Consider the following 24,391-nt stretch of genomic DNA (forward strand, 5'->3'; position numbering starts at 1 on the left):
TTAGTTTTTAAAGTTGTACTTATACTCTTTTATAATCTTCCCGTTTATATCAATAATTTTTTCAAGTCTATTCGCTGAGTCATATTGATATAATTCCCTGATTCCTGAAGGAGGAGTAATACTTCTTACTCCAATTAAAGGATCATAGGTATAAGTACTGACTTGGTAGCCTGATAAAGCAGTATTTTTCCTGAAAGTATCTAATGCTGCAAGGAGAGCGGTCTCATCATTATTAGTTGCTGCCGAAGCATCCGTATTTGAAGCGGTAATAATTGCTGATGCTAAAGAAGACACTTGCGCATAGGTAGCTCCTTCTACCTTAGCTATAGGCTTAGCCTGATTATACCCCCATACAATAGCCACCGGAACACCGTCTTTAGTGGTATATTGTTGTAAGTTTCCTTTAGAGTCATACTGATCGTAAGTAATTTCTGTAGTTAAAGTAGCCGGAGTCAAGAGGTTCTGGGAGATTACAGAGGTCGGAAATAAATGAGAAGCATCATCATATTTCGTTTCTTCCTTTAAAACAATAACATCAGAAGCAGAAGCACTTTCTTTTAATATCTTAGTGGTTTCTAATGGAACACCTACTATATTAGCATTTATCAACTTCTGATTACTTTTTTCATGGGCGTAAGCGTATGAAGTCGTTTCAATTGATAAATCAGGGTCGGTTACTTTTTGACTGGTCAGTTGATGATGTAAAGGATTATTATAAAAATACTCCGTCTCCGTTTTTACAGGTACTCCATTAAAATAGTCCGTAGACTTCTGAGATTGCAGATAAGTAAAACGACTGATGTTTTTATAATAAGTAGCATCTAAATTCTCAAAATTATTCCACGTGTCGTTACTAAGTACCGGTTCAAAAATCTTGCGACGACTTATTGCACCCAAATAAAATGTTCTTGATGCGTCTTCTACAAAATTATTCTCAACTGTTTTCAATATAGTATTATTCTGATCTTTATAAACCGTTAACAACTCTTTTCCATTATTCCAACCCGCATTAGTTGCTGGAGAAGTCATGATCCAGCTTCCTCTGATTGGGCTTCCTAAATAGTCCTGAACGCTACCAAAATGATGAATAATCTTTCCTTTCCCTTCTATCTCTTCTTCTACAGTATCATAAAATATATTAGGACTGAAGGAATTTAGCCTTCCGATATTAGAAGAAGTGATCGAAGTGTAATTAAGAAAAATAGGTTGTGCCTGCGCCAGAACATTACATGTCGACCCTACCGTTCTGCTTTCTTTAAATATAGGTTCCGATACTACATTTATAGAATATAATCCATTATCTTTTACATAATTATATTTTCTCGTAACTGGAACTCCATCACCGGTAGAATCCACAGTAGAAGCAATTCTGTATCCACCCAATAGAATATCTCCCTCAATAAAGGAATCATCTGAAGTATAATATTGTGCTGTTGCATACGCATCGGAACAGGCAAATCTAGCTGTAAGTATAATTTTCAAAGGCCGCCCCTTTGTTCCACTTACGTCAAGAAATGCACTATTACCAACTTTAATACTATACGACGTTCCTTGTGGGATATAAATATGTGACGCCTGATCCCATAATGCTAAGGGAAGATAACTCCCTGTTGTCACATCCTGTACTTGTATCTCGGCTCTTTGTTTTAAAGTTTCTAACGTAGGACTGTTCGCACAGGTCCCCATTTCATACAAATAGCTGGCAACACCTACACGAACATCTGCTGTCTTCTGTGGTGTTATTATAATTTCTTTAGTGGATGTCGAACCACTATTTGTAGTATTATAGGTTGATATTCCGACATCTGTTTTCTGTCCAGGAATTTTAATGGTTCCTTTACGCTTATGGTTTTCATAATTTAGCAGTGTATTTCCTCCTGTAGGATAAGTTACAGTTTTTAATAACCCATAATAACCTACACTAGAATTAACACTTTGATCTGCTCCACTATATTGAGGGGCATACGTATTATCACTTTCAAATAATTGAGGGACAAGACTACTATTATTTTTTCCATTGTAATGTCCCCACATGTCTCTTGAAAAACTCAGCCTTTTAGGGAAACTCTCAGGATTGTAGTAAGAAAACTTATGTGAGGAATTATTTTTATTATCATGAACTTCTGTTAAAAATAATCTTGATGTAGTAGTGGACAGATAATTAAAACTAATATCCTCTATTACATTATCTCCGTGCACCTTTTTTATGTTCGTTAGTTTGGGATAATCTTCACTCTGAGGAGAATAGGTGAAAGTAATGGAATTATAATTGGAATCGTAAATTTTCTTAATCTGCTTACCAAATACTGTTTGCTGGGAATCAGCAATCAATCCTAATTCAGGAAGTATTACATAATTTTCCATAGGACAATAAGTACCTCCATTTGCTCCAGTATTACTAGCTCCATACTTCCATTGTGTCCCTGTTGTATAGGCCATACTCTGGGACTGCGAAATTACATTAGTATAGGTAACATCGTTATACTCAAGATTAACTGTATTTCCTTTTGTATCAACAACGGATGTAAGATACCATGCCTGAGGATATTGAGTAGGTATCTGGTGCCCTCCTACATTTAATGTTTTGTTAATAACATTCTCTATCTCATTGAAATTATATCTTATCCCATTATCCAAAATAATAGAAAACAAGTTTCCTGCGTCATTCTTTTTGATCTGGTAATCTTTCTGGTCAATCATAATGATATTACCACTCTTACTGATCAAAAACTTTACATTGTTTCCAGCAAAATTAGCAGTATATAGATCACGTTCGGAATCAAAATCATCTACCTCACAGAATTTAAGGTACTCTGTCATCTCTGAACTTGAACCTTCCAATAAAGGAACATCCCCACTGCCATAGCCACTTTTTTCATCCGCTTTATCTCTTATGGTTCTTGTAATAACTCCTCCTGAAATAAAGGTCCAGCCTAATCCCACTGACCCATTCATTTCGTCTACATTGATTCCGTTGGAAGAATAATTTAGAGAGATTGGAATCTGAATATCTCCACTGGTAAATTGAGAAAGGGGAACATTGATATTCGGGGATCCTGTAAATAATCCCACAGGAATATTCCCATATTGACTAAATTTAAAGGATTCCGGAGTTGCCGGTAATATTTTCGGAATATTCCTTCCTGCATCATTGGTGTTGAGAGTATAATCAGTAGTACTATTACTTTGCCCATTATATAAATGGTATGATAATAACAGTAATAGTAAGGGTATATATTTCTTTTTCATCTTAGTTTATTTCTTTATGAGTTTAGCATTAGCCATTTTGTTAGCATCTGTCTTGATCACTACCAAATAAGCTCCCTGTATCAAAGATTGTGTGTTCAACTTAGTAACCTTATTCTTGGTTTTTATACTTTGAAGTTGTCTGCCACTCATATCATACAACAGTATATCTGCCTCCTTAAAATCATAACCTATTTCTACATAAGCATAATCTAATACAGGATTTGGATAAATCTTTATATCCTGCTTCTCTATGAGCTGATCTATCTGCTGATCTCCCAACTTCACGATCTTCCAGTTCTCCTTGCCTAATTCTTCAGCACTTGTTCCTGCTAAAACTATAGAACCATCTCTGCTAACTGCCACGGCTGCCAGCCGTTCCTCTTTCTTCCTTGATTCCCCCTTCACATGCTTTCTCCATTGCTCCTCTCCTCTATCGTTCAGGTATAGCATCCAAAACGTCTCATCATCTGCCTCTATCCTTCCTTCTGCCTGAGTATAACCTCCCAACAAGATACCTTTAGTTCCTTCTTGGTTCTTGGTTCTTGTATCTTGACTCTGCCCATTAATTACACTCATTCCCATCAGTACATCCCTGTTCTTAAAACTATAAGACTTCTGCCATAAATCCTCACCTTTGTCATTTAAGGATAGTAACCATAAGTCCGTCCCTTCTTCTATTCCTACCGTCTTGTTTCCTGACCTTTCTGATCTGGATTCTCCGCCTACTATATAACCTGTTGATGTTAAAGCCAACGTTCTCAGATGATCATCTCCATTTCCTCCATAGTTCTTCTCCCATTCTACCTTACCGTCTTTATTGAGCTTTACCAGCCAGTAATCACCTTCTCCGTAATTTTCTGTCTTCTTTCCTTCTGAATTTCCGCTTCTTGAATACATCCCTAAGAGTACTCCTCCATCCCTTGTAGGAATCATCTTCTCTACTTCATCCAAGCCTCTCCCTCCTAATATAAGCTGAGAGAGTTCTTTTCCATCTTTATCCAGTCTGATTACCCAAACATCTTTGGAACCATAACCTTTGGAGGAGTTCTGAATACTTCCTGCTACTACATAACCTAAATCAGTAGTCTGAACTACAGCTCTCGCTTCTTCATCTGAGCTGGTTCCTAAAGTCTTCTGCCATAATTCATCACCATGCTCATTGAGCTTAATCAGCCAAATGTCTGAACCGCCTTTAGGGTCTTCTTTTTTATCTAAACCTTTTGAAGAGTGGGAGGTCCCTGCCAGCAAAAACCCTCCTTCCTGAGTAGCCACTGTTGCTGAAAGAAAATCATGATTATTCCCTGAGAAATATTTCTCCCAGACCTGTTCTCCCTGCTGATTCAATTTGATTAAATGGTAATCGTAACCGTTATTCTGATTACCTGCTGAAGCTTCAGACTTACTGCTCTGAATAACACTTCCCGAGATTAAATACTGCTGATCAATGGTAGTGGTAACCTGACTTAAAAAATCCTGAGTATTGGATTGAATGTCTTTCTGCCAGACGACCTGTTGAGCTGAAAGATTTAAAAATGCACATAGTGTTAGTGCACAGAAATAATTGTTTTTCATAGGCATTTTTATTTTAATGGGTCCTAAAGTATGTAGATTTATAAAATTCCCATTCAGGGATTTCACGGTTTTTCATTAGTAATTCTACGGAATCATTTTTAGTTTAATTATTCTTTATTTAATTTATTCAGTCTCAAAATAGTAGAACCACCCGCTATTTTCTAAACGTTAGGCGGTTCTACAAATCCCCTTAAGAGGGACACATCACCAGTATCTCCATACTGTGCCAATAACCATGAACTTTATTCTTTGGAGTTGCCAAATAAGACTAAAATGAGTAAAGATTTTTCTAAAGAAGAGGTATTAAAAAAACTGGGGGAAAGAATAAAATCCCTTAGAATTAGTAAAGGATATTCCAGCTGTGAATATTTTGCCTATGAGCATAATATTTCACGAGCACAATTTGGAAGATATGAAAGAGGGGAAGACCTAAGATTCAGTACCCTTATTAAAATAATAAAGGCTTTTGATATGACTTTGGAAGAGTTTTTTTCAGAAGGATTTAATGGAAAAGAATAGAGGATAAATGCTTTTAGTTTCCATAGTGTTACTGTGATTGAATAAAAATAATATTGTCTAATATAAGTTAACAGATCAGCAAAGGCGAATTATAAGACTCGCTAAATTAAAGATTTAAGTCTGGGGTTATTCCTTTGCTGATTCTTTGAGCAGGTTTCATATAGAAAATTAGGATTAAAAAGCCTATTATAGGGGCATGAAGTGTGTTCAAGGATTGTTTTGTAACTATCTTCTATTTTGCTTTCTAATACAATTATATTCATTTTTAGAAAGGGAGATTTCCAATCCTTATCCTTATTTCCATAACCAACAATAACTTTTATTTGGACAGTAAATAAATTTTAGATAGTTTTGTTTAACAAATTACTTCTACACGTTGTTATAAAATGTGAATTAAGTTCTTTGGATATAACACAATTGAAAACATAATTTAAAATAAAGTTTATGATTAAGCAAGCCCTCATAGGAGAATTTTTATATGAATCAGAAAATACAAGAAAACTCCTACAAGCCATTCCTAATTCTGCACTAGATTATCGTCCACAACCTCACCTTTGGTCTGTCGGAGAATTGGCTTCTCATATTTCTGAAGTATATAATTGGTATAATGCTACTTTTAATCAGGATGTATTTGATATGGGAACATACTCTTACGATAAAGGTGATATTACTAATATATCAAACATTATTGCTAAATTTGAAGAAAATGTAGCCAAGGCGCAAGAAGCTATTGAAAAATCAGATGAGAACCAATATATGAATGTTTGGTCGATGACAGCAAACGGAGAGAACATCTTCCCTCCTATGCCTAAGATACAAGTCATTAGAGGCTTTTTATATAATCATTTATACCACCATAGGGGAGAATTAATTTCTCATCTAAGGGCTACTGGAAACAAAGTTCCGTCTTTATATGGGCCAACATATGAGGAAAGCCAAAATATATAATGATTTCAAAATAATTTGAAAACCTGCATTTGCAGGTTTTTTTTATGAGTCTATTCTTAAGCATTACTGAAGTTTTAATCACTGTAAATCTTTATAGGTCCGTATTTGGCAAGAGAAAAGCTTACAATGCCCAAACAATATAGGAGCTGATATTCAATACTAAGTTCTGTATTTAGAAGAGGAATATTTATTGCAATTATCTCAGCCATTTTATCAAAATTAGAAAGCATTGTTAATAATAAAACATAGCACCATAACTTCTCTTGAGTTTTAAAAGTAAACCTCTCACTCAGAAGGTTTTTCAGTAAAAAAGAGCCAAGAAGAAAAGAATTAACTAATACATATGCATACATATAAATAGAAACAATCTTCTTGATTCCCGAATTATAAGAGGGAGCTAATTTAATTTTGAATACCATTTTATTTTAAACACGTTATGACATTATGTTATGTCTCCTCTCCCTTGAGTCTTGTAAAACTACAAAATTATATGATAATGAAAATATTAATTATTTATTATATTTTTCTAATAATTATAAAATTATCATCATATGATTAATTTCATTTTTTATTTTAATTAAATATTACATACATTTACTAAAGCTGAGGGAGACAAGACATAAATGATATAAAATGCAATGAACTATATTAATGTCTCTCTTAGCTTTTAATAATTGGTATATTTTCCATAAAAATACCGCTATTATTTTGTTTAGAGCCAAGGAGTATATATGACAATGAGGGAATAGTTATAATACTTTCTTGGCTCTTTTTAGATAAAAAACCCTTCCGAAGAAGGATTAAAAAAATACGTGATATTGAGGAAAACTATCTATTGGTTATAAATTTAAGAATATTAATTTAACTGAATTAGTCAATACCTAATCTGACGGTTAGACATAAAAAAACACCCAGTTAAGAGTGTTTGTCTTTTACTTTGAAAACATTGTCATTCTGGTGCTTATACTTTATTGGGTGATAATATTTTTTTAATTTTTATATTTTCTCACATGAATAATCTAACGTTTCCATTGCTTCTTCTATAGAATAATTATCATTGTAACCATTCTAAAGTTCATACATATTCTTAAAATTAATATTGTTCGAAAGCTAAAACATAAGTTTCGTTATCTGCCCCCGCACCATTATTATAATTATTGAATCCATAAAAATTGCCAGCTAATAAATCATTACTTCCTGGTGCCACGCCATCTTTTGTAGATATTTGATATTGATAACCCCATGAATTATTCCATATGCCATTGGAAAAACCTCTAGACCAAGTACTCCAATTTGTTGTTGTAAAGGTGATGGACTGCTTACCCCCACTTGTTGTATTTCCAAACCATAATTCATTAGCATAATATGTTACATCACTAGCTGGAGCTGACAATAACCTTACTTCAAGATAGGTAGATCCCGAAGTTGTAGCAAATCTAAATTCAAGATTCATGCTGGGGACCTTAAGAGTTGGCTTATTATAAGCATTTGTATCAAGATTTCTTCCTCCATACTTTACCTTAGTTAATACAGTCCCCTCGGTATCCGAAATTACATTCAGTTCTCCCCATTTGGTTCCGTCATTTATATATAAACCAGGAGATAATCCATTTATAGAGGACGTATTATAAACAACCATTCCAGCTACGTGAGAAGCCAAAGGTGATGGTAGAGAAGTAGAGGTTAAGGCTATTCTTGGAGGAAGAAATCCTTTATTGTCTGAAACTAAATCCAGGACAGCGTCGGCATTGGGATTACTTGTATTAATGCCCACTTGAGCCATAATTGTGTGAAAAGTGAAAATAAAAATAACACACACACTTCTAGTTTTGAAAAAATTTCCATACTCTTATTATATTTTAAAATTATTATTTTTATCATTTATTATGTTATGCATATGTTAATATTTTGAAATATGCTTAAAATTATATCTAGAATATACAATCTAGATCATTATTCATAGTTTTTAAATTCGATTATTGGAATTTATTATTGAACTTTTATCGTGAGGGCTCATTGTGGTCAGTTTCATTACAAAATCCTATTCGGTTATGGTGTTGAAATCCAGCTAAGATTTTATATTTAGGTATTTTGTTAAAACTATCATCTCTCCTTTGATGGTATAACCTGGAGTATGTCCGTGGTTCTTCTTCTTTGGAGTTACCGTAGGAATACATTAGGAACAAAGATGTTGCGGCAAGAAATGATGGAGCTACTATAATTGTGGCCGACTCTATTTGTATTGATCATCATTATATTCAATATTTAATTTGATTTATGTTTAAACTATCACTTCTTACACTTCTATTACAAAATGGGGTGCAAAGATCAGTGGTTTATTTCTTCTAGACAGTTAGAGGATTAATAGAAAAAAATTAGAATTTCATTAGAAAGCTTTCATATAGAAAATGCACTAATCAATTGTTTTTGACAGATAACTTCCATGTAGCTTTGTTTGTTTATTATAAAAGCACTATTTTCATTAAAAAACAAACTAATTGTTGTTATTTCAAACAATCAACAACTTATTAATAATATTTTTTATATTTATAAAATAAGATAAGGATAGAACTGGCTAAGGGGGGCCTCTTTAAATAAGATTGTGTTATTGATTGTTAGGCTTAATTTTCCCCTTAGCCTTTATAAATTATAGTTTGCTTACATTTCTCTTATCAACACTTTTAAAATTAAGTTGAAATTTTAAATAAAAAATCCCCGGAATTACCCGGGGAGTGCTGTGAGTGCTCGCTCAATAAAAAAATTAGTCGTAAGACTTATTACCTAACCTCCAGATAAAATTACAATTAATAACCCATAGTTGTAATTTTTTCGTTATTCATGTAATATAATTTAATCATGATTAATTTCATATTTATTAAACAATAAAAATTATATAAATTTAGAGAATGTTAAGGAGGGCAAACATGAATAGCATACTATTTGCAAGTCAAAATCTCTATTTAACTTAGAGCCAAGGTAATTTTATATATTTCCCTCATTATCATCCTCATTCCTTGGCTCTTTTTCTAAAAAACCTCTCCGACAAAGCACCTAAAAAAGTACATTAATGTTGAAAAAGCAGCATTTCTCGGCTATAAATTTAATAAATGTAAACATTGCAAAATAAAAACATTTATTTAATACTAAAAATAAAAATCCTAGATAATTCTAGAGGTAAATGACTTGAGACAAAATAAGCTTTACCAGCTTATCATCTAATTCTTAGATAAAAATATTAATAAAATTTTGAGCTTTTAATTATTTCATTATTTATTTAATGACATTAATCACAAATGACAATTATCATTAACAATTACTATTGTAAATATATGAAATAACATACATTTACAATAGTTAATAAATGCATTTACTTATATCCGGTTAAAATAGTTAACCAAATAGTCATTCTGAAGAAACGTTCCTTTAGATTCTAATTTTTAACATCTAAAATTTACATCATGAATAAGAATCACTTTTTAATACTATTTTCATTTATTACGTCCGTAATATATGGACAGATAGGGATCAATACTGAAAACCCTGCAGCTACTTTAGATATAGTAGGCTCTCCCAATAATTTATTATTAGTAGATGGTCTGTTACCGCCCCGTATTACAGGAAATCAATTAAAAATGAAAGATAATATCTATGGAACTAATCAAAATGGGGCTATGGTATATGTAACCAATTCCGTTGATATTCCATCCTCCAAAACAGTGAATGTTACAGAAACAGGATATTATTATTATGATTCCCAAAAGGAAATATGGCAACGGTTAATGCTTTCAAATACTGATAATTCTGAAACAGCATTATATGCTGTAAAAAAAGGAGGTTGGTCTTTGGTTAATTTAGGAATTTCCGGGTCAAACTGGAATAAAATAAATATTTCTTCAACAGATGTTATTACAGGTACATCTTCACTTCTCAATGCAGGAGTCTATACTGCCCCATTCAAAGGGATCTATGAAGTGAATCTGGAATTTCAATTGCAGGGCGGGATTGATCTTACAATATTGGGAGATAAAAAATTGGGAATTATAAAAAATAACTCAACAATATTTGATGAAAAAATATTTGATGCAGTAAGAGTCTCTATTTTAAACACAACCCTCTCTTCCGTTCCTGTAACAAGTACTAATTTACACTCCTTTGTACCACTTAATGCCGGAGAGACAATTGAATTTGGTGTAGAAACTGGAGGTATGAACCTAGGATTATTAACTAGTGGAAAAACTTCCATATCTGTACATAAAATTAAATAAGAATTATACAATTATCCGAAATATATTATATGAATTGAACACTTGTGTAATTAATATAATATATATTTATCGAAGTTAAGGGAGACAAAACATAAATGATATAAAACGCAATGAACTATATTAATGCCTCCCTTAACTTTTAATAACTGATATATTTTTCATAAGTATACTGTTATTATTTTGTTTAGAGCCAAGGAGTATATATGACAACAAGGGAAGAAGTAGTTATATATAATTTCCCTTGGCTCTTTTATACTAAAAAAGCCTCTCAATGAAAGGCTTAAAAACACAAATGTTGAAAAAAAATTATTTCGATATTCAAAATTAATAAATAATTATCTTTATAATCTTATAATAATTGTAAATTTAAAATACTTAAGAAAAAACATAATGTTTTAAATTAACATCCTCTTAATTAGAGTCAAGGAGATTATTTATATAGTATGTGTGTATATTCTAATTAATTCTTTACTTCTTGGCTCTTTTTCGCAAAAAACCTCTCGAAAGAGAGGTAAAAAAAATATCATAAAACTTGAGATTATTCTGTAATCTCAAACTTAGTGTGAATTTTTTGTAGGATATACAAAGTTAGTTTCCTGTTCTTTTACTTTTACAGGTCTTATCTCGATTTTTGCAGATGGAACATATTCAAATTCTGGGTTACTTTTTGCAATAATAATGGCATCATCTATATTTTTTGCTAAAATATGGTAATATCCAACCTGTGTTTCTTTATCATTAGATAAATTCAGCTGTTTCCATTTATTATCATCTTTTGAAATAATAACCCCCTCTCTTATAAGTGGTTGTGCTGCAATAAGGCTTCCAGATTCTTTTAATTCATTAATATAAATTTGGCATTTTTTTATAAATGTTAAATGTTCTTCAGGTGTTAGCTTCTCTTTTGCATCACTTGCATTCTGAATGTATAGCATAAATTCTCTCATATGTATATGTTTTTTAAATTATATATTTTTTTTCTAATTGAATAAGAGGCTTAGTTTATGTTTCAAAAAAATTAAATCTCTTTTTTATTTTTCCTTTGACCAATGGATTTTCTCTAAATGCCTTTCTCAGAAAATATAATTGTTCATCATTCAGCATATAAACCAAACAGCCATTATCTTTTTATATTCCTCTTGTAAAACTGATTTTGTGACAGAAAAAGGCAAATTCATATTTAAATAAGAATCATATTTAAGGAATAGATATTCTAGACAATCAAGCTTTAAATGTAATTTTTCAACCTCTTTATTTTCAACAAAATTATAGTTAATTTTAGTATTTACATAAAAGGAAGCAAATAATAAATTTTCTTCATCTTCACCTAAACGACAAAATATTTTTTCTTTTCAAATTCTTCTACATATAAAAAGAAAACAGACCCAATTCTTATCATTTTGAAAATACAGATGATTTTTTTAATTTATCCATATGTTTCATATAATTTACCATATCTTCATCAGCGTCCCCTTCTCTAGCCATAGAATATTCATTCAGAGAAAACACAGCATTTTCCCATGCTTTACCATGAGACTTATTTGTTAAAATGGCAAAACTAAGATCCTTATTCTCTTTTATTGATTCATCTAAATAATTCATATCTGTAATTGATTGATAGTTCATCTTCATCATATTCACATTTTGCATCTACTTCATACCTCCCAATTATATTAAATAAACTACTTCCTCTTTTTGATCCCTTCAGAATATCACATACTTTTGAAGGAACAGGATCGTTTTGCATTTTCACATAACAATCTTCCGTTATTTTACGTCCGTATTTGCTTAAATGCTTTAAGTCTGCAAAATACATGATTTTGAATAATGTGTGAAATGTCAATCGTTTACCTGCTTTGTTAAGAATGTAAAGCATTACATGGGAAGAATTATAATCTATTCAGGTAACATATTTTATTATTATATATATAAACTTAAAGCTTATGATATATCATAATTTTTATTCCAACAAAACAACACCGAAGTAATTTACCACATTATAATGCACTAGATTTGCACCATATTTGTTATACAGCTACTTTACAGGGTTATTGATTGTTTCTATTGTTCTACAAATGTAGTACACAAATGCGACAAAACTCGTCGTGTTTGAATAAACTTTGAATTATCTACTAAAATAAACCTTCACTTCCTTCTCTCTTCCATTAACTGTAATCTTACTTGGTTTCTCATTAATATCTTTTCGCTAAATACTTTTTAAGCTGCATATTATTATAATTACTTAATAAGTGAATTAAATCTGGGTCTTCTACTTTTGACTCATTTTTGAAATGGATTTTAACTATTTCGGCTCTTAGTTTTGTGATTTTTTTTGAATAATTTTTCAAAATATTGTTCAATTTTTCTTTTTGCCAATCATTAAATATTTCACTATTATTAAACTTATATTTTATATCATAAATTTGCTTCATTGTTAGATCAAAACTTTCTATAAATTCATTGTATAATTCATCTGTAATTATAATGTTAAATGACTTAGATAAACTTAAAAAGCGATTAATAATTTTATTAGATTTATTTAACTTAAACACTATATATTTAAAATATAGACATTGACCTGTTTTATGAGATAATAAAGCAGGGTATTTTTCAAAAATATCTAATTTAAAATTCAAAGAATAAATGATTTTTATTATCAAATTCACTTCAAACATAGTCTTCATTTAAGAATATTTTGAATTTTTACCTTTATGTTTTTGATAAACATAAATCATGCCAAAGGTTCATTTTATTTATTATACAAAATAAACCTTCACTTCCTTCTCTCTTCGATTAACAAGCCCTTGTATCTTTCTTCCTCCTGCATTTATCCATTTTAGGAACTCATTTTTTATTGTTAGATCGTTGGAGTTATTGTTTGATTTTCGTAATAATGTGGACTTTGAAGTTGCTACCTTTGTTAGGACAAACTTCTTATACTCTTTAACTTTAAGAGTATGAAAAAGATCAGAAAAAATTACAGTTTAGAGTTTAAGTATCTTTAAGTGAGCAGCGAGGCAATGTATCCTCGGTAGCTGAAGAATTGGGGATCTGTAATGAAAGTCTAGTTAATTGGCGAAAACTTCACAAAGAAGGCAAACTTGGCAAGGAAAAACAAATATTCTCTGATCCGATAAGGGAAGAGTTATTGAGACTACGCAAGGAACTGGAAGAGACAAAGCTTGAGCGTGACATCTTAAAAAAGGCGGTAGGCATCTTCTCCAAGAGAGACGGGTAAGATATAAATTTATCAAAGAACACGCTGGAGTGTTTCCTGTCGGGAAGATGTGTGAAGTATTAAAGGTAAGCAGGGGCAGTATTTATCATTGGAGCCGTGGGAGATATGGAAGCCCTCGTATTGCCCGAGAACTAGAAGCAGAAGGAATGAGAGCCTCACGTCCTTTGGGGGCTAGATTAATGAGAGAACGCAACCTGAGAAGTATTGTAAAGAAAAAATTTAAGAAAACCACCAATTCTTCTCATCAATACTCTGTTGCTGAAAATTATTTAAATCAAAATTTTCAGGTTAAAAGCAGTAAAGAGGTCTGGGTTTCTGATATTATGTATATCCGCACAGGTCAGGGCTGGTTGTATCTTACTACAGTCATTGATTTGTTTGACAGAAAGGTTATCGGCTGGTCATTAAGTGAGACGATGAAGGCTCAGGACACCAGTATTGCTGCCTTGAAAATGACAAGACTTCACCGTCCTTTACAGGATCATGATAGCTTGATTTTCCATTCAGATAGAGGGATACAATATGCGTGTACGGAATTTACATCAATAGTCGGAAAAAACATTACTCGAAGCATGAGCGGAAAAGGAAACTGTTATGATAATGCTGTAGCAGGGAGCTTTTTCAAAACTCTGAAAACCGAACTTATTTATCAAAATAAATATGAAACTAGAGACCATGCTAAAAACTCTGTGTTTGAATATATAGAAACATTTTATAACACTCAAAGAAGACATTCGGCTTTAGGGAATTTAACCATAAAAGAGTATCAAAATTTAATGTCTAATCTATCTAAAAATGTAGCATAAAGTGTATATAAATTTTGTCTCAAAAATAGTTGCAAGTTCAAAATGGTAAAAGTAAACAGATGAATATATAAATATAAGAACTATCTTTTAAACAGCCACTTATATTAATTAGTGGGAGTAAGAGATTTAGAGGTTAAGTATTCCCCTGGCAGGGGAGCAAAAAAATCAGGTTTTATTTTTCTTAAAAAACACCACCCCCTTTGTGGTTTACCTCAACCGTTTTCTGATTTCAAAGTCGATTTGTTTAAGGCTGTCACTGTCTGAGTAAGGGGCGTGCCCTGCCTTATCAATTTCCTGTCATTGTGTCCCGCTTTAGGGTCTGTCCTGAAGTCTACAATTCATCGAGATATTTTTTTATAGGCTCAATATACTGATAAGCAGTATACTTATCTGTTTGATAATAGGGTTCTTTTGCCTCGATGTTAAGCCTGTTTTTATAAACAAATTCTTTCGAATCCTTATCTAAGAAAAGCCCTATAATACGGTTTATTTTATCATCTGGCATATTTTGTGTTTTTAAAATTTCGATAAAGCCTGATACATACGCGAGAGCCAATTTTTCTGTATCTTTCAATGTCCCTCTTTTTTTAGGAGTATTTATTTGTTTGTTTTCCTTCGCCTGAATAGTTAACTTTATTATTTCGTTTTGTATGAAACGTTGAATGTCTATTAAGTTTTTAATTACAGTGTCACCAATAATATAAAAATCCTCCTTAATAAATTGTGTAAGTAACTTTTCAAAATCTCCACCACTTATTTTTTCCTCTCTTTTAAAGTTGTAAGTGTCTTTTAAATAATACCTGAAATTCTCATTTTCAAAATAGGTATCCACCAGAACTGAAAATTTCTGATGATGAAATATATCTAATATTTTGCGAGAAAAGTCAAGATATTTTGTTTGCACTAGTTTATGAAATTCAAGAAAGGTTACCCCTTGGTCTTCTATATTATATTGGTAAGCTGATAAGTAATTATTCTGAAAATGTTTCAGGGAAAAGTATTCTGGTATTTTTTCTAACATAGTAATTCTGTTTTAAGAGGATTGTTTTTTGAACCGATTTATGTAAACTTGTATATAGTTACCAAAAATATAATCCACATAATCCTTTATCAGGTGTGCGAATTATTAAGTATTGTATATGTTTTTATCTTTATGATGAAATAAAAATAAATATTATTTGGAATATTTTTCATATTTTCATAATATATTAACACATAAAAAAACAAACCACAACAGAATTACTTCAATTTATTTCACTTCTTTAACTTCAATAGTTTTTAAAATCCCTTCAATGGTATTAAGCTGTTCAGGATTGAGGTTTTTAACGGTTTCTTGGCTTAAGACCATTCCGTTAATCTGAATATAATTATTCTGGTTCTGCACTAAGGTATTATTAGAACTATTTCCAGAAGATGAGCCTTTTAAACCTCCAATACATTCCAAATATAACCGACATGCTTTTATGTCCCCCTTTACTGCAAGCTGAAAGACTGTTGTCATGATTTTAGAGTGCATGATCTCAAATTGTGCCTGAAAATCTTTATAATAGGGACTTTCTTTATATTCTTTTAAATGCTTGTGAACAGTCTGTCTGCTGATCCCTATTTTATTGGCTATTTCCGTTTTGTTAGGCATTCTTCCTTTTTCCTGAATTAGGGCGGAAATTCCCCACATCATATTGATATGGTTAAATTCCCAGATTTCATTTTTAGTCCGAGGGTCCATTATTTCTACTACCTGATCATATAATTTTGCTTTTTCATCATCTGTCAGGATATTGAGCTTATGGGTAAGGATTTCACCTAGTTTGTTTCTTTCTTCCCTTGTGAGGTCTTTAATATCTTCGGGAGTAATCCTTTCCAGAGCCAGAACAGCATTCAATTTATTTTCTGATTCTGTCAACTTTTGTAAACCTTTATTGTCTCCTGTTGTAGGTTTTCTTTCTGTTTTCATTCTGTATAATTTTAAAAATTTTAATCTGTTATAATAATCCTGTGGGTTATTTGGATTTTCCAATGTCAAGTTTTGACAAGTTTTAAGGTTAAGTTTTGTGAAGTTCCAATGTCAGGTTTTATCAGGTTCTTATGTTTTCAACCTTAACAATTACTAACAACTTTCTTTTTTTTAGGTGTGTAATTGTGTAGTCTTTTAACCTCATCGGTAACTTTCAGGGGTGAGGTTCACAATTTTTATATAAACAGCATTTAAGGAGTTTTAGATATTTCTCAATAGAAATAGAATTTTAATTAAAAATATCATAATCTTAATTTTGGAGTTTTTGACCCCATTTTTTTATTCATCTTTATATAAGTTATCAGCCTTTTTTCTGTAATGAAAAAGTAGAGTTATTGTAAATATGGGTGCATATTCGGCGCTTAACGGGGGGAGATGTTTTTTTCAATTTTAAAAAACCTAGATTTCATCGGGGTTTTGTTCGTCGAATTTGCACCCCTTGTAAGGTCAAAAAGTTTGTCAATAATCTGTGTCTTCAAAAGGCGGTGCAGGTTGTTTATTTTTTGTGATTTACGATAGTATTTTTCCTTCTCTTTTAAAAAACGATTTCGATAATTATTATCCCTTTTTATTGCCCAAAATTCAATTTCTTTTGCTTGGGTAATATATTCTGTCATTTCAGCCGTAAAACCCGATAAATCAGGCTCTATATTCACGATAAGAAAATGCTCCCATTCATCAAGAAGGCTTTGCGCTAACCTGTTATCTACTTCATTATGCAGTAAATCATTCAGGGAATGGATTCCTAACTTGCGTATAGAAACAGCTTCCTTATTCCTGATTTCAAAACGCAGGGTGTTTATATCTATTCCATACTCAGGCATATGCATAAATTGCATACCTTTTCCATAGGCTTTAATCTGTTTATAAGATGAGGTATCGGTAATTTTGAAATAGGGGAAATCCTGAGAACAGATAAACGGAGTTCTTTTAAAATAAATCATTCCTGAGAGTAGATTCTTTATTCCTGTTTTTGGAACCATATTAATTCCGTATTCCAGATTGACACACTGCAAGGAGGAATATTCCGAAGGATTGATCTTCAGGACAGAGCAGATTTCCTGTAATGCATGTTTACAATTTTCAGGGGTGAAATCATTTCCGTTATGTTTATACTTATTAAAATGATAGTGAGGGGAAATAAATAGATCTACATAGGTAAATTCGTTCTCTGCAAGGTTTTTGGAGGATTTACGGAACTCCAGTTTAATTTTACTGTACTTTTTGTGCTGAAAATAGTAAATATAATGATCCTTGCTTTGAACATGGTTAAAGTCCCCACTGCTCAAAAGCCTGTTTATTACAGTCTGGTCAAAGGTTCGGAATTTAAGGAAATCTAACATAGATAAGAGCATAAGGGTTCTGCATGGCTTCACTACATGCAAAGCCATAATAAAAAAGAGTAATAAGAAAGGGTACAGGGGGAGGAGAAAACAAGTGTATTCTTCTTATCCTGTTTCTAATTGGGGAATCAGGACTGTGCTTTCCAGTCTTTAAAAACCGTATTAATAAGCTCGTAAGGGTAAACGTTCTGTCCTTCAGTATAAGACGGATGAGGTACTTTCTTGGGCGGAGTATTATATTGTTCCTTATGGAGTTTAGTACAGAGTTTGCCGAGCTGTTGACGGTCGGTGCGGGATAGTTCAGAGAAGAGTTTATTAACCCTTAAATATCGGTCTACCGCCCAATCATTCGCATAATCAATCTGTTTGCTTTCCAAAGCTGTAAGGCGGTTATATAACTGCTGAACCTGCGCGGGAGTGGCAATGGCTTTAAACTCTTTTTCGGCTTCTATGAAATAGTTTCTTATCTGTCTGCCTTTTTCGGATTTTTGAACCATTGAAATAGACTTAGCACAATCCAGACTTAAAATGTATTCTTTGGCATTGTGTCCGCCCCTTTGTTCTTTGCCCATCATTTTTGACGTGTAAAGTTTTTCGGTAATCTCCGTCTGTTTTTTGGCGGTCAAAAATGACCGCCAAAAACTTTCAGTCATTTTTGATGTAAATTCAGAATCAGACAAAGGAGTCCAAAAGTCCTTTCCCTCTACAAAACCATAACTAAACATTCTCTTAATCCAGTGTCTAAACTCTGTTTTAGGCTCTAAAAATTTGTATAAGTCTGTTGCCAGTACAGTCTGTAATCCGTTTTCTACGCTTGTAATTTTAATCATTTCCATAAGTGATGATCTTTGATGTTTAAATTTTGTAGTGTGAAAGAATCAGGGATTAAGTCTGTTACGGTTTACATACTCGTCTATTTCGTTTCTTTTGAAATAAATACGGTTTCCTAGTCCATAGGCTACAAGGGTTCCGTCCTTTCTCCATCGGTGAAGAGTGGAAAGGTCAATATGAAGAATCTCGCATACCTCATTACGTGTTAAATAGTTGGTAGGTTCTTTAGGCTGAAACTCTTTAGATAGCTCGGCTTTGAGTTCGGGAATAATTTCTTTTTTAATCTCCCTGATTAAATCATCAGGTGTAGTTCCGATAAATTGGATAGTTGTCATAATAATGCGTTTTAAATATTATGCAACAAAAGTGAGTTCGGAAATAATTCGGAACAAATTTATTTCTCCGAACTCTATATTTTTTAAAGGTTTCTCATTCCAAAACGGGATAATATAAGACTTAGCTCGGTCTTGTCCTGTTTATTGCGAATAGGATATTTAGGAGAATTTTTATCTTTGGTAAAATGAGTATTGGTAGACTTTTGCCGTAGGGGTTCTTGTGATATAAGTTCAAAGAATCCTGCAATTTGATTATTAGTGATTGTTGGGTATTTGGCGCGAAGAAAATCGACGATACCGGACTGAATTAATAAGCCTATTTTCTGGGTCTGTTTAGGCTTTAGATCGATGAATTTGCTTTTTTCATCATTCTTATTGGATTCAATACCTGCAATTTTTGTGTAATATATTTTATTAGCTTCCTCTTTAATGCTATATCCGAGAAAATTAATAATTTCATGATAGGGTAATATCTTTGACATCGGTTTTTCAAATTCTTCGTTTAATTTTTCCCTGAATTGCGGGTAGTTGGTTATTAACGATTTTTCAAACTGGCTTAATTTTCTTTCAAGTACATTTTCAAGATATTCAATATCATTGTCAGTAGGTATCATATCCAGAACATTATATACAATAATTCTTTCTTTGATCGGAAAATGATTATTAATTTGAAAACATACTTTATCAAACTTATCTCTATATAGACACAGGAGATCCTTTTCTTTATCCACAACAGAGGAAAAGAATCTTTCATATTTCTTTTTTTCAGATTCTAAAAAACTTAAATAATCAACCTCATCACTTTTAACAAAAGTAATTTTCAAATTATCTTTAAAATCTTCCAGGGTATGATAAATTAAATCTTCCATTCTTTTGAATTTGAATAGCTAAATTAAATAACTAATGCGACAAAACATGTCGCATTATAATTCTATCTCTAAATATTTTGAAAATAAGGTTAAAGAAATAATATTTAAATTAATCATTCTAATTTTTTATTAAATCGCTCTCAATTTTATTTTTTAGTATTTAATAATCCGACTTATCGATTTCATTAATTTAAGTTTATAATCCTAAAAATTAAGCTTAAATTTTATTCAAAATAACATATTAAATTTTAAAGGTTGGGAAAATGTTGGGAAATTACAAAAACTAAAAACCGTAATATTCTAAATAATTGACTATTACGGTTTTTTGTAGTGGTCCCACCTGGGCTCGAACTAATATTTTATTTTTCCATTATTTAATGGGCTTTCAGCAATTCACAAAATATTTGGGGAGAAAAATAGGGAGCTTTTATTGATTAATTATATATTTTTTCCAAAACTCATCATACTGGATTAAAGACAATCTTAATACAGATTTCCAATAGTTATATCCATAAGCTTCTTTATTTTCATTTTCTTCATCTACAATAAAATTTTTCAAAGATTCTATGTCGGAATCTAATTTATAATAAGTTCTTAAAGAATTAATAATTTCGGTTATAATCTCATTAGATTTTTCTCTCATTCTTTCTAAAAGATTTAATCTTTCGTAATGGTTCCGAATAGTTCTAAAATTAATCCTATCTATATTTTCAGGATTATAAAGAGAAAATGTTACCAAGGGGATATCATTATTAAAATCAAATTCGGCTTTTAAATATTTTTTATTTGGAAGCTCATCAAGATATAAATTCAAAAATAGACTTTCTTCACCATCAAAGCATAAATAGCTTTTTTTACTATTACAAGTTGGGCAACAAGGTAATAAGTTTAAAGGGTTTACAGAAAATTCGGGAAACTCTTCTTTCGGAATAAAGTGATCCAAAGTTTCTACAGAATTTAAAGTACAATATTGACAAGTAGCATTTATAGTCGCAATTTGCTTATCCAATATTTTATTCTTTAAACTCCTAATTACGTAAGAATTATACTGATACAAGTCAATTAAAACACTTTTCTCAGCATCATCAAAACCTAACGAAGTTATTTCATAAATTTTTTTATCATTAAATTTTTCAGCATATAAGATGAATTGGGGTTCGATTCTACTTTCTAATCCGATTAAAACATTTTTTTTTGTTATATCTCGTTTTCTTTTAACAGCATCTTTATAGACGGCAAAAGAATCCTCATCAAAATTAGTTAGGTTCTTCATCTCTATTTTTCACCAAACTTTTTATCAATATTTTTACATTCAAATTTAACGGAATCTCCCCTTGAATTTCATTTTCAATAAGTTCATAGGATTTCCCTAAATCAACAAGTTCCTCAATCACTTTTATATAATATTTAGGAACATCACGATTCCCAAAAATTTCGTTAGTAATCGTAGATAGATTTTCTCCAAAAGTTTCAAATTCCAATTTTCTTACTCTGGGAACAACCTTATCTTTTTCAAAAACATAGATACTATCAGAAAAAATTTCTCTAACAATTAAAGGAGAATGTGTCGCAATTATCCCATAAGAATCAAATTCTTGAAGTAATTCCATAATAACATTCATAAATTCAGTAATAGCATTCGGGTGTAAATGAGTTTCAGGCTCATCAAAAATTATTAAAGAATTATAGCGAATATTTGCTATAATTTCGGTTATAATAAAAAATAATGCTCTTTGCCCAGAACTCATTTTATTAACAACAAGAGAAATATTTTCTTTCTTTATTTCAATATTATAAAAATCCTCAAATGAATATTTTTCTTTTAAATTGTACACCATAGAAGAAAAAATATCTTTTAAAAGCTCCTCATCAAGAAATTCATTACAAACCCAATGATATTTTCTTACAATTTCCTTTTCTTCAATTTTATTTATTGACTCAAGAATTTTAATAATTAAATCATCATTAGTCAGAGGTTTATTTGTTTCGGCATTCACTAAACCACAAAATAAGAAATTAAAATCAAGACGGTTTTTTATGTCTTCAAAAGAATCAAAGTAACTATAAGAAACAACTATTGTTTTACCAAAAAGAGGAACTCGGGGTAATATCTTTTCAGAATCTTTTTCAGATAATTTTAATAGTAAATCTCTTAACATTAATGTTTTGCCAACGCCATTTTTACCGATTATACAGTAAAGTCTCTTGGGAATAGACTTTTTGATATTAAAATCAAAATTAAAATCTACACTATATTCTGAATAAATAGGTTTAAACAAAAATTTAAAATTAAAGAAATCAGTAACATCACCATAATTTAGTTTATACCTTATTGTTCTTATAATTTTTTCCGCTTCATTAGAATCACGGCAAAGAGATTTTATAAAACCTCTTTCATTTTCAAAATTCTCACAAATTGTAGGAAAATAACCAACATCATTTAAGGCTGATAGAATAGAAACATATCTATCGGGAAGAATATTTTTTAATTTAAAATAAGAGTCTTCATCAATAAAGATGCTACAGTAATCAACATTTAAGTTAGTAAATCTTTTATCAAGAGGTGTATTAAATTCTCCCCTCTTCATTATTTTAATACCACCAACATTATGAAATTCGGTTTCCGATAAATAATATTCTAAATAAAAAGTGGTTTTAAATCCAAAATCATCCCAGTTATCAGAGACTAACTTAAAACAAGGGTATTTTGCTTGAGGCATATCACGATGATTATCAAAAACAAAAAAAGGAATATCATTTAAAGGGAAATCGGCTTTATTAAAGTTTTCATCATTTTCTTCAATATTATAAATAATATTAGAGTTTACATCAAATCTTTGGACTATACGGAAATTATAATCTTTCAGAGCTCTCTGTATCAAAGAGATCAGAAGATTTTTATTATTTTCCGAAGCAAGGTTTATAGTTTTTTCGAGAAAATTTTTATAAAGTTTTTCATCATTATAAATTCCAAATCTTTTATCAAAAATATAATCAAATTCCCAATCATCGTTATTAACCGTGTGCTGTATAGCATCTTCATAAGCATTATTAAAGCGACTATCCTCTGAAGCCATATCTTTCAGGGGTAATATTTCTAAAAGAAAATCAGGCAAAGAATAATCATCCGAAAGATTAAATGGATTATTCAGACTTAAAATTTCATTAAGAAGTTTTCTTTTTATTTCATAGGGCAACTTAAATTCCATAACTCAACATTACAAATTTTAAAACAGTAAAAATCAATTAAAATTCTTTTAAGACTAAATTATACTCTAATCAGTTTTAAATTGGTTTTTGAGGCATTTACATAATTTTCTAATAACATTAAATGAAAACCCTTAGATTAAGAATTAATAACAGAATTATCTGGCAATCGCTTTCAACTTACATATTTATAAAGTCTTCATTTGAAACATATATATATTACTCTTTATTTCTTTAAAAACTTATCAATATCAACTTTTTTCACCATAATTCTTCCATTTCTCTTAGGCTGATACACTTTTAATCCTGAATCTCTATATCTATCGAAAGTGGATCGGCTTATTCCATAGACTTTCAGAACTTCATCCACAGTAAATGTTTCTTTTAACGTTTTCTCTTCTAAAAACTCTTCTAATGATTTTACTCTCTTTTCTAAAGCCCTCAATCTTTTTAGAAGAAAGGTATTATTCGGTAGCTCTTTACCTTCCATTAAGTATGATTTAATCTCCTATGAAATTAAGCATTTTTAAAGTAATAAGAAAGTTATTTAACAATCAACCCGTTAGTTTTTGTAAGAGTACTATATCCATTACTTTCATTGTAATTACTATTATTGAAATACTGAACGACACGACAAACTTAATTGAGATTCTTTAAAAAGAAAAAAAATCCAAATTATAGTAATTAAAGAATTGTACTTGGTAATAGGCATGGATATTAAGGTAGTTTTGAAATTAAAAAATTTAAGAAATACACAAAAATAAGTCAGGGAAAGCAGATTATATTATGTGACTATTTAATATAAAGTTTCCCTGACTCAAAAAAACTTAAGATGTTAAACAAAAAACATCAATATTAAAAATTAAGGAAGAGTATTCGATATTCCTCATTTGTACGCTTTCCCTAATTATTTAATTATGAATCAACTATATAGTCATTTCAATTAATAAATAATAAGAGCCAAGGATTGTCTTTAAATAATGAAGTAAAAAAGTCTTAAAAATAAACCTTGGCTCAAAGCTTAATAGTAATAATTATAAAAAAAATTAATGTCAAAAGTTAAGAGAGTAGGTAAAAATAGTTTGCAAAATTTTTAATATAGCTTCTTTCTCTGGAAATTTCTCAACATACCATGAGTCTCTCTTAACGATGATAAAATTATAGTGTTTTTAAGGAATATGCAACATGAGATCAT

Annotated in this window: 22 protein-coding genes; 5 read left to right on the forward strand and 17 right to left on the reverse strand. The window is 30.8% G+C overall.

Annotation, left to right across the window (positions count from 1 at the left end):
- Both ABJ974_RS13185 and ABJ974_RS13190 read right to left on the reverse strand, forming a co-directional pair.
- Positions 1 to 3,249 (reverse strand): hypothetical protein, encoded by a 3,249-nt coding sequence (locus ABJ974_RS13185; RefSeq protein WP_419868702.1) that lies wholly within the window; start codon positions 3,247 to 3,249, stop codon positions 1 to 3.
- Positions 3,250 to 3,255: 6 nt separating this feature from the next.
- Positions 3,256 to 4,821, reverse strand: a complete 1,566-nt coding sequence (locus ABJ974_RS13190; RefSeq protein ID WP_419868703.1) for a T9SS type A sorting domain-containing protein — start codon at positions 4,819 to 4,821, stop codon at positions 3,256 to 3,258.
- Positions 4,822 to 5,094: 273 nt separating this feature from the next.
- Between ABJ974_RS13190 and ABJ974_RS13195 the strand changes: the two genes are divergently transcribed.
- Together ABJ974_RS13195 and ABJ974_RS13200 are read left to right on the forward strand one after the other, a co-directional pair.
- Positions 5,095 to 5,340, forward strand: coding sequence for a helix-turn-helix domain-containing protein (locus tag ABJ974_RS13195; RefSeq protein WP_419868704.1), 246 nt, complete (start codon positions 5,095 to 5,097; stop codon positions 5,338 to 5,340).
- Positions 5,341 to 5,784: 444 nt separating this feature from the next.
- The gene (locus tag ABJ974_RS13200) at positions 5,785 to 6,288 is read left to right on the forward strand and encodes a DinB family protein (RefSeq protein ID WP_419868705.1); all 504 of its coding nucleotides are present in this window, start codon (positions 5,785 to 5,787) and stop codon (positions 6,286 to 6,288) included.
- Positions 6,289 to 7,381: 1,093 nt separating this feature from the next.
- Here the strand turns inward: ABJ974_RS13200 and ABJ974_RS13205 are convergent.
- Entirely contained in the window at positions 7,382 to 8,071 is a 690-nt protein-coding gene (locus ABJ974_RS13205) for a hypothetical protein (RefSeq protein ID WP_419868706.1), read from the reverse strand.
- A gap of 1,675 nt (positions 8,072 to 9,746) precedes the next feature.
- On the opposite strand from ABJ974_RS13205, the gene ABJ974_RS13210 reads away from it, so the two are divergent.
- The gene (locus ABJ974_RS13210; RefSeq protein ID WP_419868707.1) at positions 9,747 to 10,553 is read left to right on the forward strand and encodes a hypothetical protein; all 807 of its coding nucleotides are present in this window, start codon (positions 9,747 to 9,749) and stop codon (positions 10,551 to 10,553) included.
- A gap of 557 nt (positions 10,554 to 11,110) precedes the next feature.
- Here ABJ974_RS13210 and ABJ974_RS13215 read toward each other — a convergent pair.
- The 5 genes from ABJ974_RS13215 to ABJ974_RS13235 all read right to left on the reverse strand — a co-directional run bounded on the left by ABJ974_RS13215 (position 11,111) and on the right by ABJ974_RS13235 (position 13,531).
- Complete coding sequence (locus ABJ974_RS13215) at positions 11,111 to 11,500, reverse strand: YciI family protein (protein ID WP_419868708.1); 390 nt, start codon at positions 11,498 to 11,500, stop codon at positions 11,111 to 11,113.
- Positions 11,501 to 11,948: 448 nt separating this feature from the next.
- A complete protein-coding gene (locus ABJ974_RS13220) occupies positions 11,949 to 12,155 on the reverse strand; it encodes a hypothetical protein (protein ID WP_419868709.1) in 207 nt (68 codons plus the stop codon).
- Positions 12,139 to 12,369, reverse strand: a complete 231-nt coding sequence (locus tag ABJ974_RS13225; protein WP_419868710.1) for a type II toxin-antitoxin system antitoxin SocA domain-containing protein — start codon at positions 12,367 to 12,369, stop codon at positions 12,139 to 12,141. Before ABJ974_RS13225 ends, ABJ974_RS13220 begins: the two co-directional genes overlap by 17 nt.
- Positions 12,370 to 12,745: 376 nt before the next feature.
- A complete protein-coding gene (locus ABJ974_RS13230; RefSeq protein WP_419868711.1) occupies positions 12,746 to 13,237 on the reverse strand; it encodes a hypothetical protein in 492 nt (163 codons plus the stop codon).
- A 72-nt stretch (positions 13,238 to 13,309) separates the two neighbouring features.
- Entirely contained in the window at positions 13,310 to 13,531 is a 222-nt protein-coding gene (locus tag ABJ974_RS13235; protein ID WP_419870975.1) for a glycoside hydrolase family protein, read from the reverse strand.
- 65 nt (positions 13,532 to 13,596) lie between these two features.
- Between ABJ974_RS13235 and ABJ974_RS13240 the strand changes: the two genes are divergently transcribed.
- Positions 13,597 to 13,791, forward strand: coding sequence for a transposase (locus tag ABJ974_RS13240; RefSeq protein WP_419868712.1), 195 nt, complete (start codon positions 13,597 to 13,599; stop codon positions 13,789 to 13,791).
- A 47-nt stretch (positions 13,792 to 13,838) separates the two neighbouring features.
- On the forward strand, positions 13,839 to 14,597 hold the full coding sequence (locus tag ABJ974_RS13245) for an IS3 family transposase (protein ID WP_419868713.1): 759 nt from the start codon (positions 13,839 to 13,841) through the stop codon (positions 14,595 to 14,597).
- Positions 14,598 to 14,928: 331 nt separating this feature from the next.
- Here ABJ974_RS13245 and ABJ974_RS13250 read toward each other — a convergent pair whose 3' ends face one another.
- From ABJ974_RS13250 to ABJ974_RS13290, 9 genes are all read right to left on the reverse strand, one after another.
- Positions 14,929 to 15,618, reverse strand: coding sequence for a hypothetical protein (locus ABJ974_RS13250; RefSeq protein WP_419868714.1), 690 nt, complete (start codon positions 15,616 to 15,618; stop codon positions 14,929 to 14,931).
- A 228-nt stretch (positions 15,619 to 15,846) separates the two neighbouring features.
- Positions 15,847 to 16,551 carry a winged helix-turn-helix domain-containing protein gene (locus ABJ974_RS13255; RefSeq protein WP_419868715.1) on the reverse strand — a complete coding sequence of 235 codons (705 nt, stop codon included), beginning with the start codon at positions 16,549 to 16,551 and terminating at the stop codon, positions 15,847 to 15,849.
- Positions 16,552 to 16,973: 422 nt separating this feature from the next.
- Complete coding sequence (locus ABJ974_RS13260) at positions 16,974 to 18,002, reverse strand: hypothetical protein (RefSeq protein WP_419868716.1); 1,029 nt, start codon at positions 18,000 to 18,002, stop codon at positions 16,974 to 16,976.
- An 80-nt stretch (positions 18,003 to 18,082) separates the two neighbouring features.
- The gene (locus tag ABJ974_RS13265; protein WP_419868717.1) at positions 18,083 to 18,790 is read right to left on the reverse strand and encodes an antA/AntB antirepressor family protein; all 708 of its coding nucleotides are present in this window, start codon (positions 18,788 to 18,790) and stop codon (positions 18,083 to 18,085) included.
- Positions 18,791 to 18,832: 42 nt separating this feature from the next.
- Entirely contained in the window at positions 18,833 to 19,120 is a 288-nt protein-coding gene (locus ABJ974_RS13270) for a helix-turn-helix domain-containing protein (protein ID WP_419868718.1), read from the reverse strand.
- Between the two features lie 83 nt (positions 19,121 to 19,203).
- Complete coding sequence (locus ABJ974_RS13275) at positions 19,204 to 19,989, reverse strand: hypothetical protein (protein ID WP_419868719.1); 786 nt, start codon at positions 19,987 to 19,989, stop codon at positions 19,204 to 19,206.
- Positions 19,990 to 20,416: 427 nt separating this feature from the next.
- Positions 20,417 to 21,262: an HNH endonuclease signature motif containing protein gene (locus tag ABJ974_RS13280; protein WP_419868720.1), complete on the reverse strand. Its 846-nt coding sequence runs from the start codon at positions 21,260 to 21,262 to the stop codon at positions 20,417 to 20,419.
- Positions 21,246 to 23,198, reverse strand: a complete 1,953-nt coding sequence (locus ABJ974_RS13285; RefSeq protein WP_419868721.1) for an AbiJ-related protein — start codon at positions 23,196 to 23,198, stop codon at positions 21,246 to 21,248. Before ABJ974_RS13285 ends, ABJ974_RS13280 begins: the two co-directional genes overlap by 17 nt.
- A gap of 224 nt (positions 23,199 to 23,422) precedes the next feature.
- A complete protein-coding gene (locus ABJ974_RS13290) occupies positions 23,423 to 23,686 on the reverse strand; it encodes a helix-turn-helix domain-containing protein (RefSeq protein ID WP_419868722.1) in 264 nt (87 codons plus the stop codon).
- Positions 23,687 to 24,391 lie beyond the last annotated feature (705 nt).

The sequence above is a fragment of the Chryseobacterium sp. CT-SW4 genome (assembly GCF_048572715.1).
GTDB lineage: Bacteria > Bacteroidota > Bacteroidia > Flavobacteriales > Weeksellaceae > Chryseobacterium.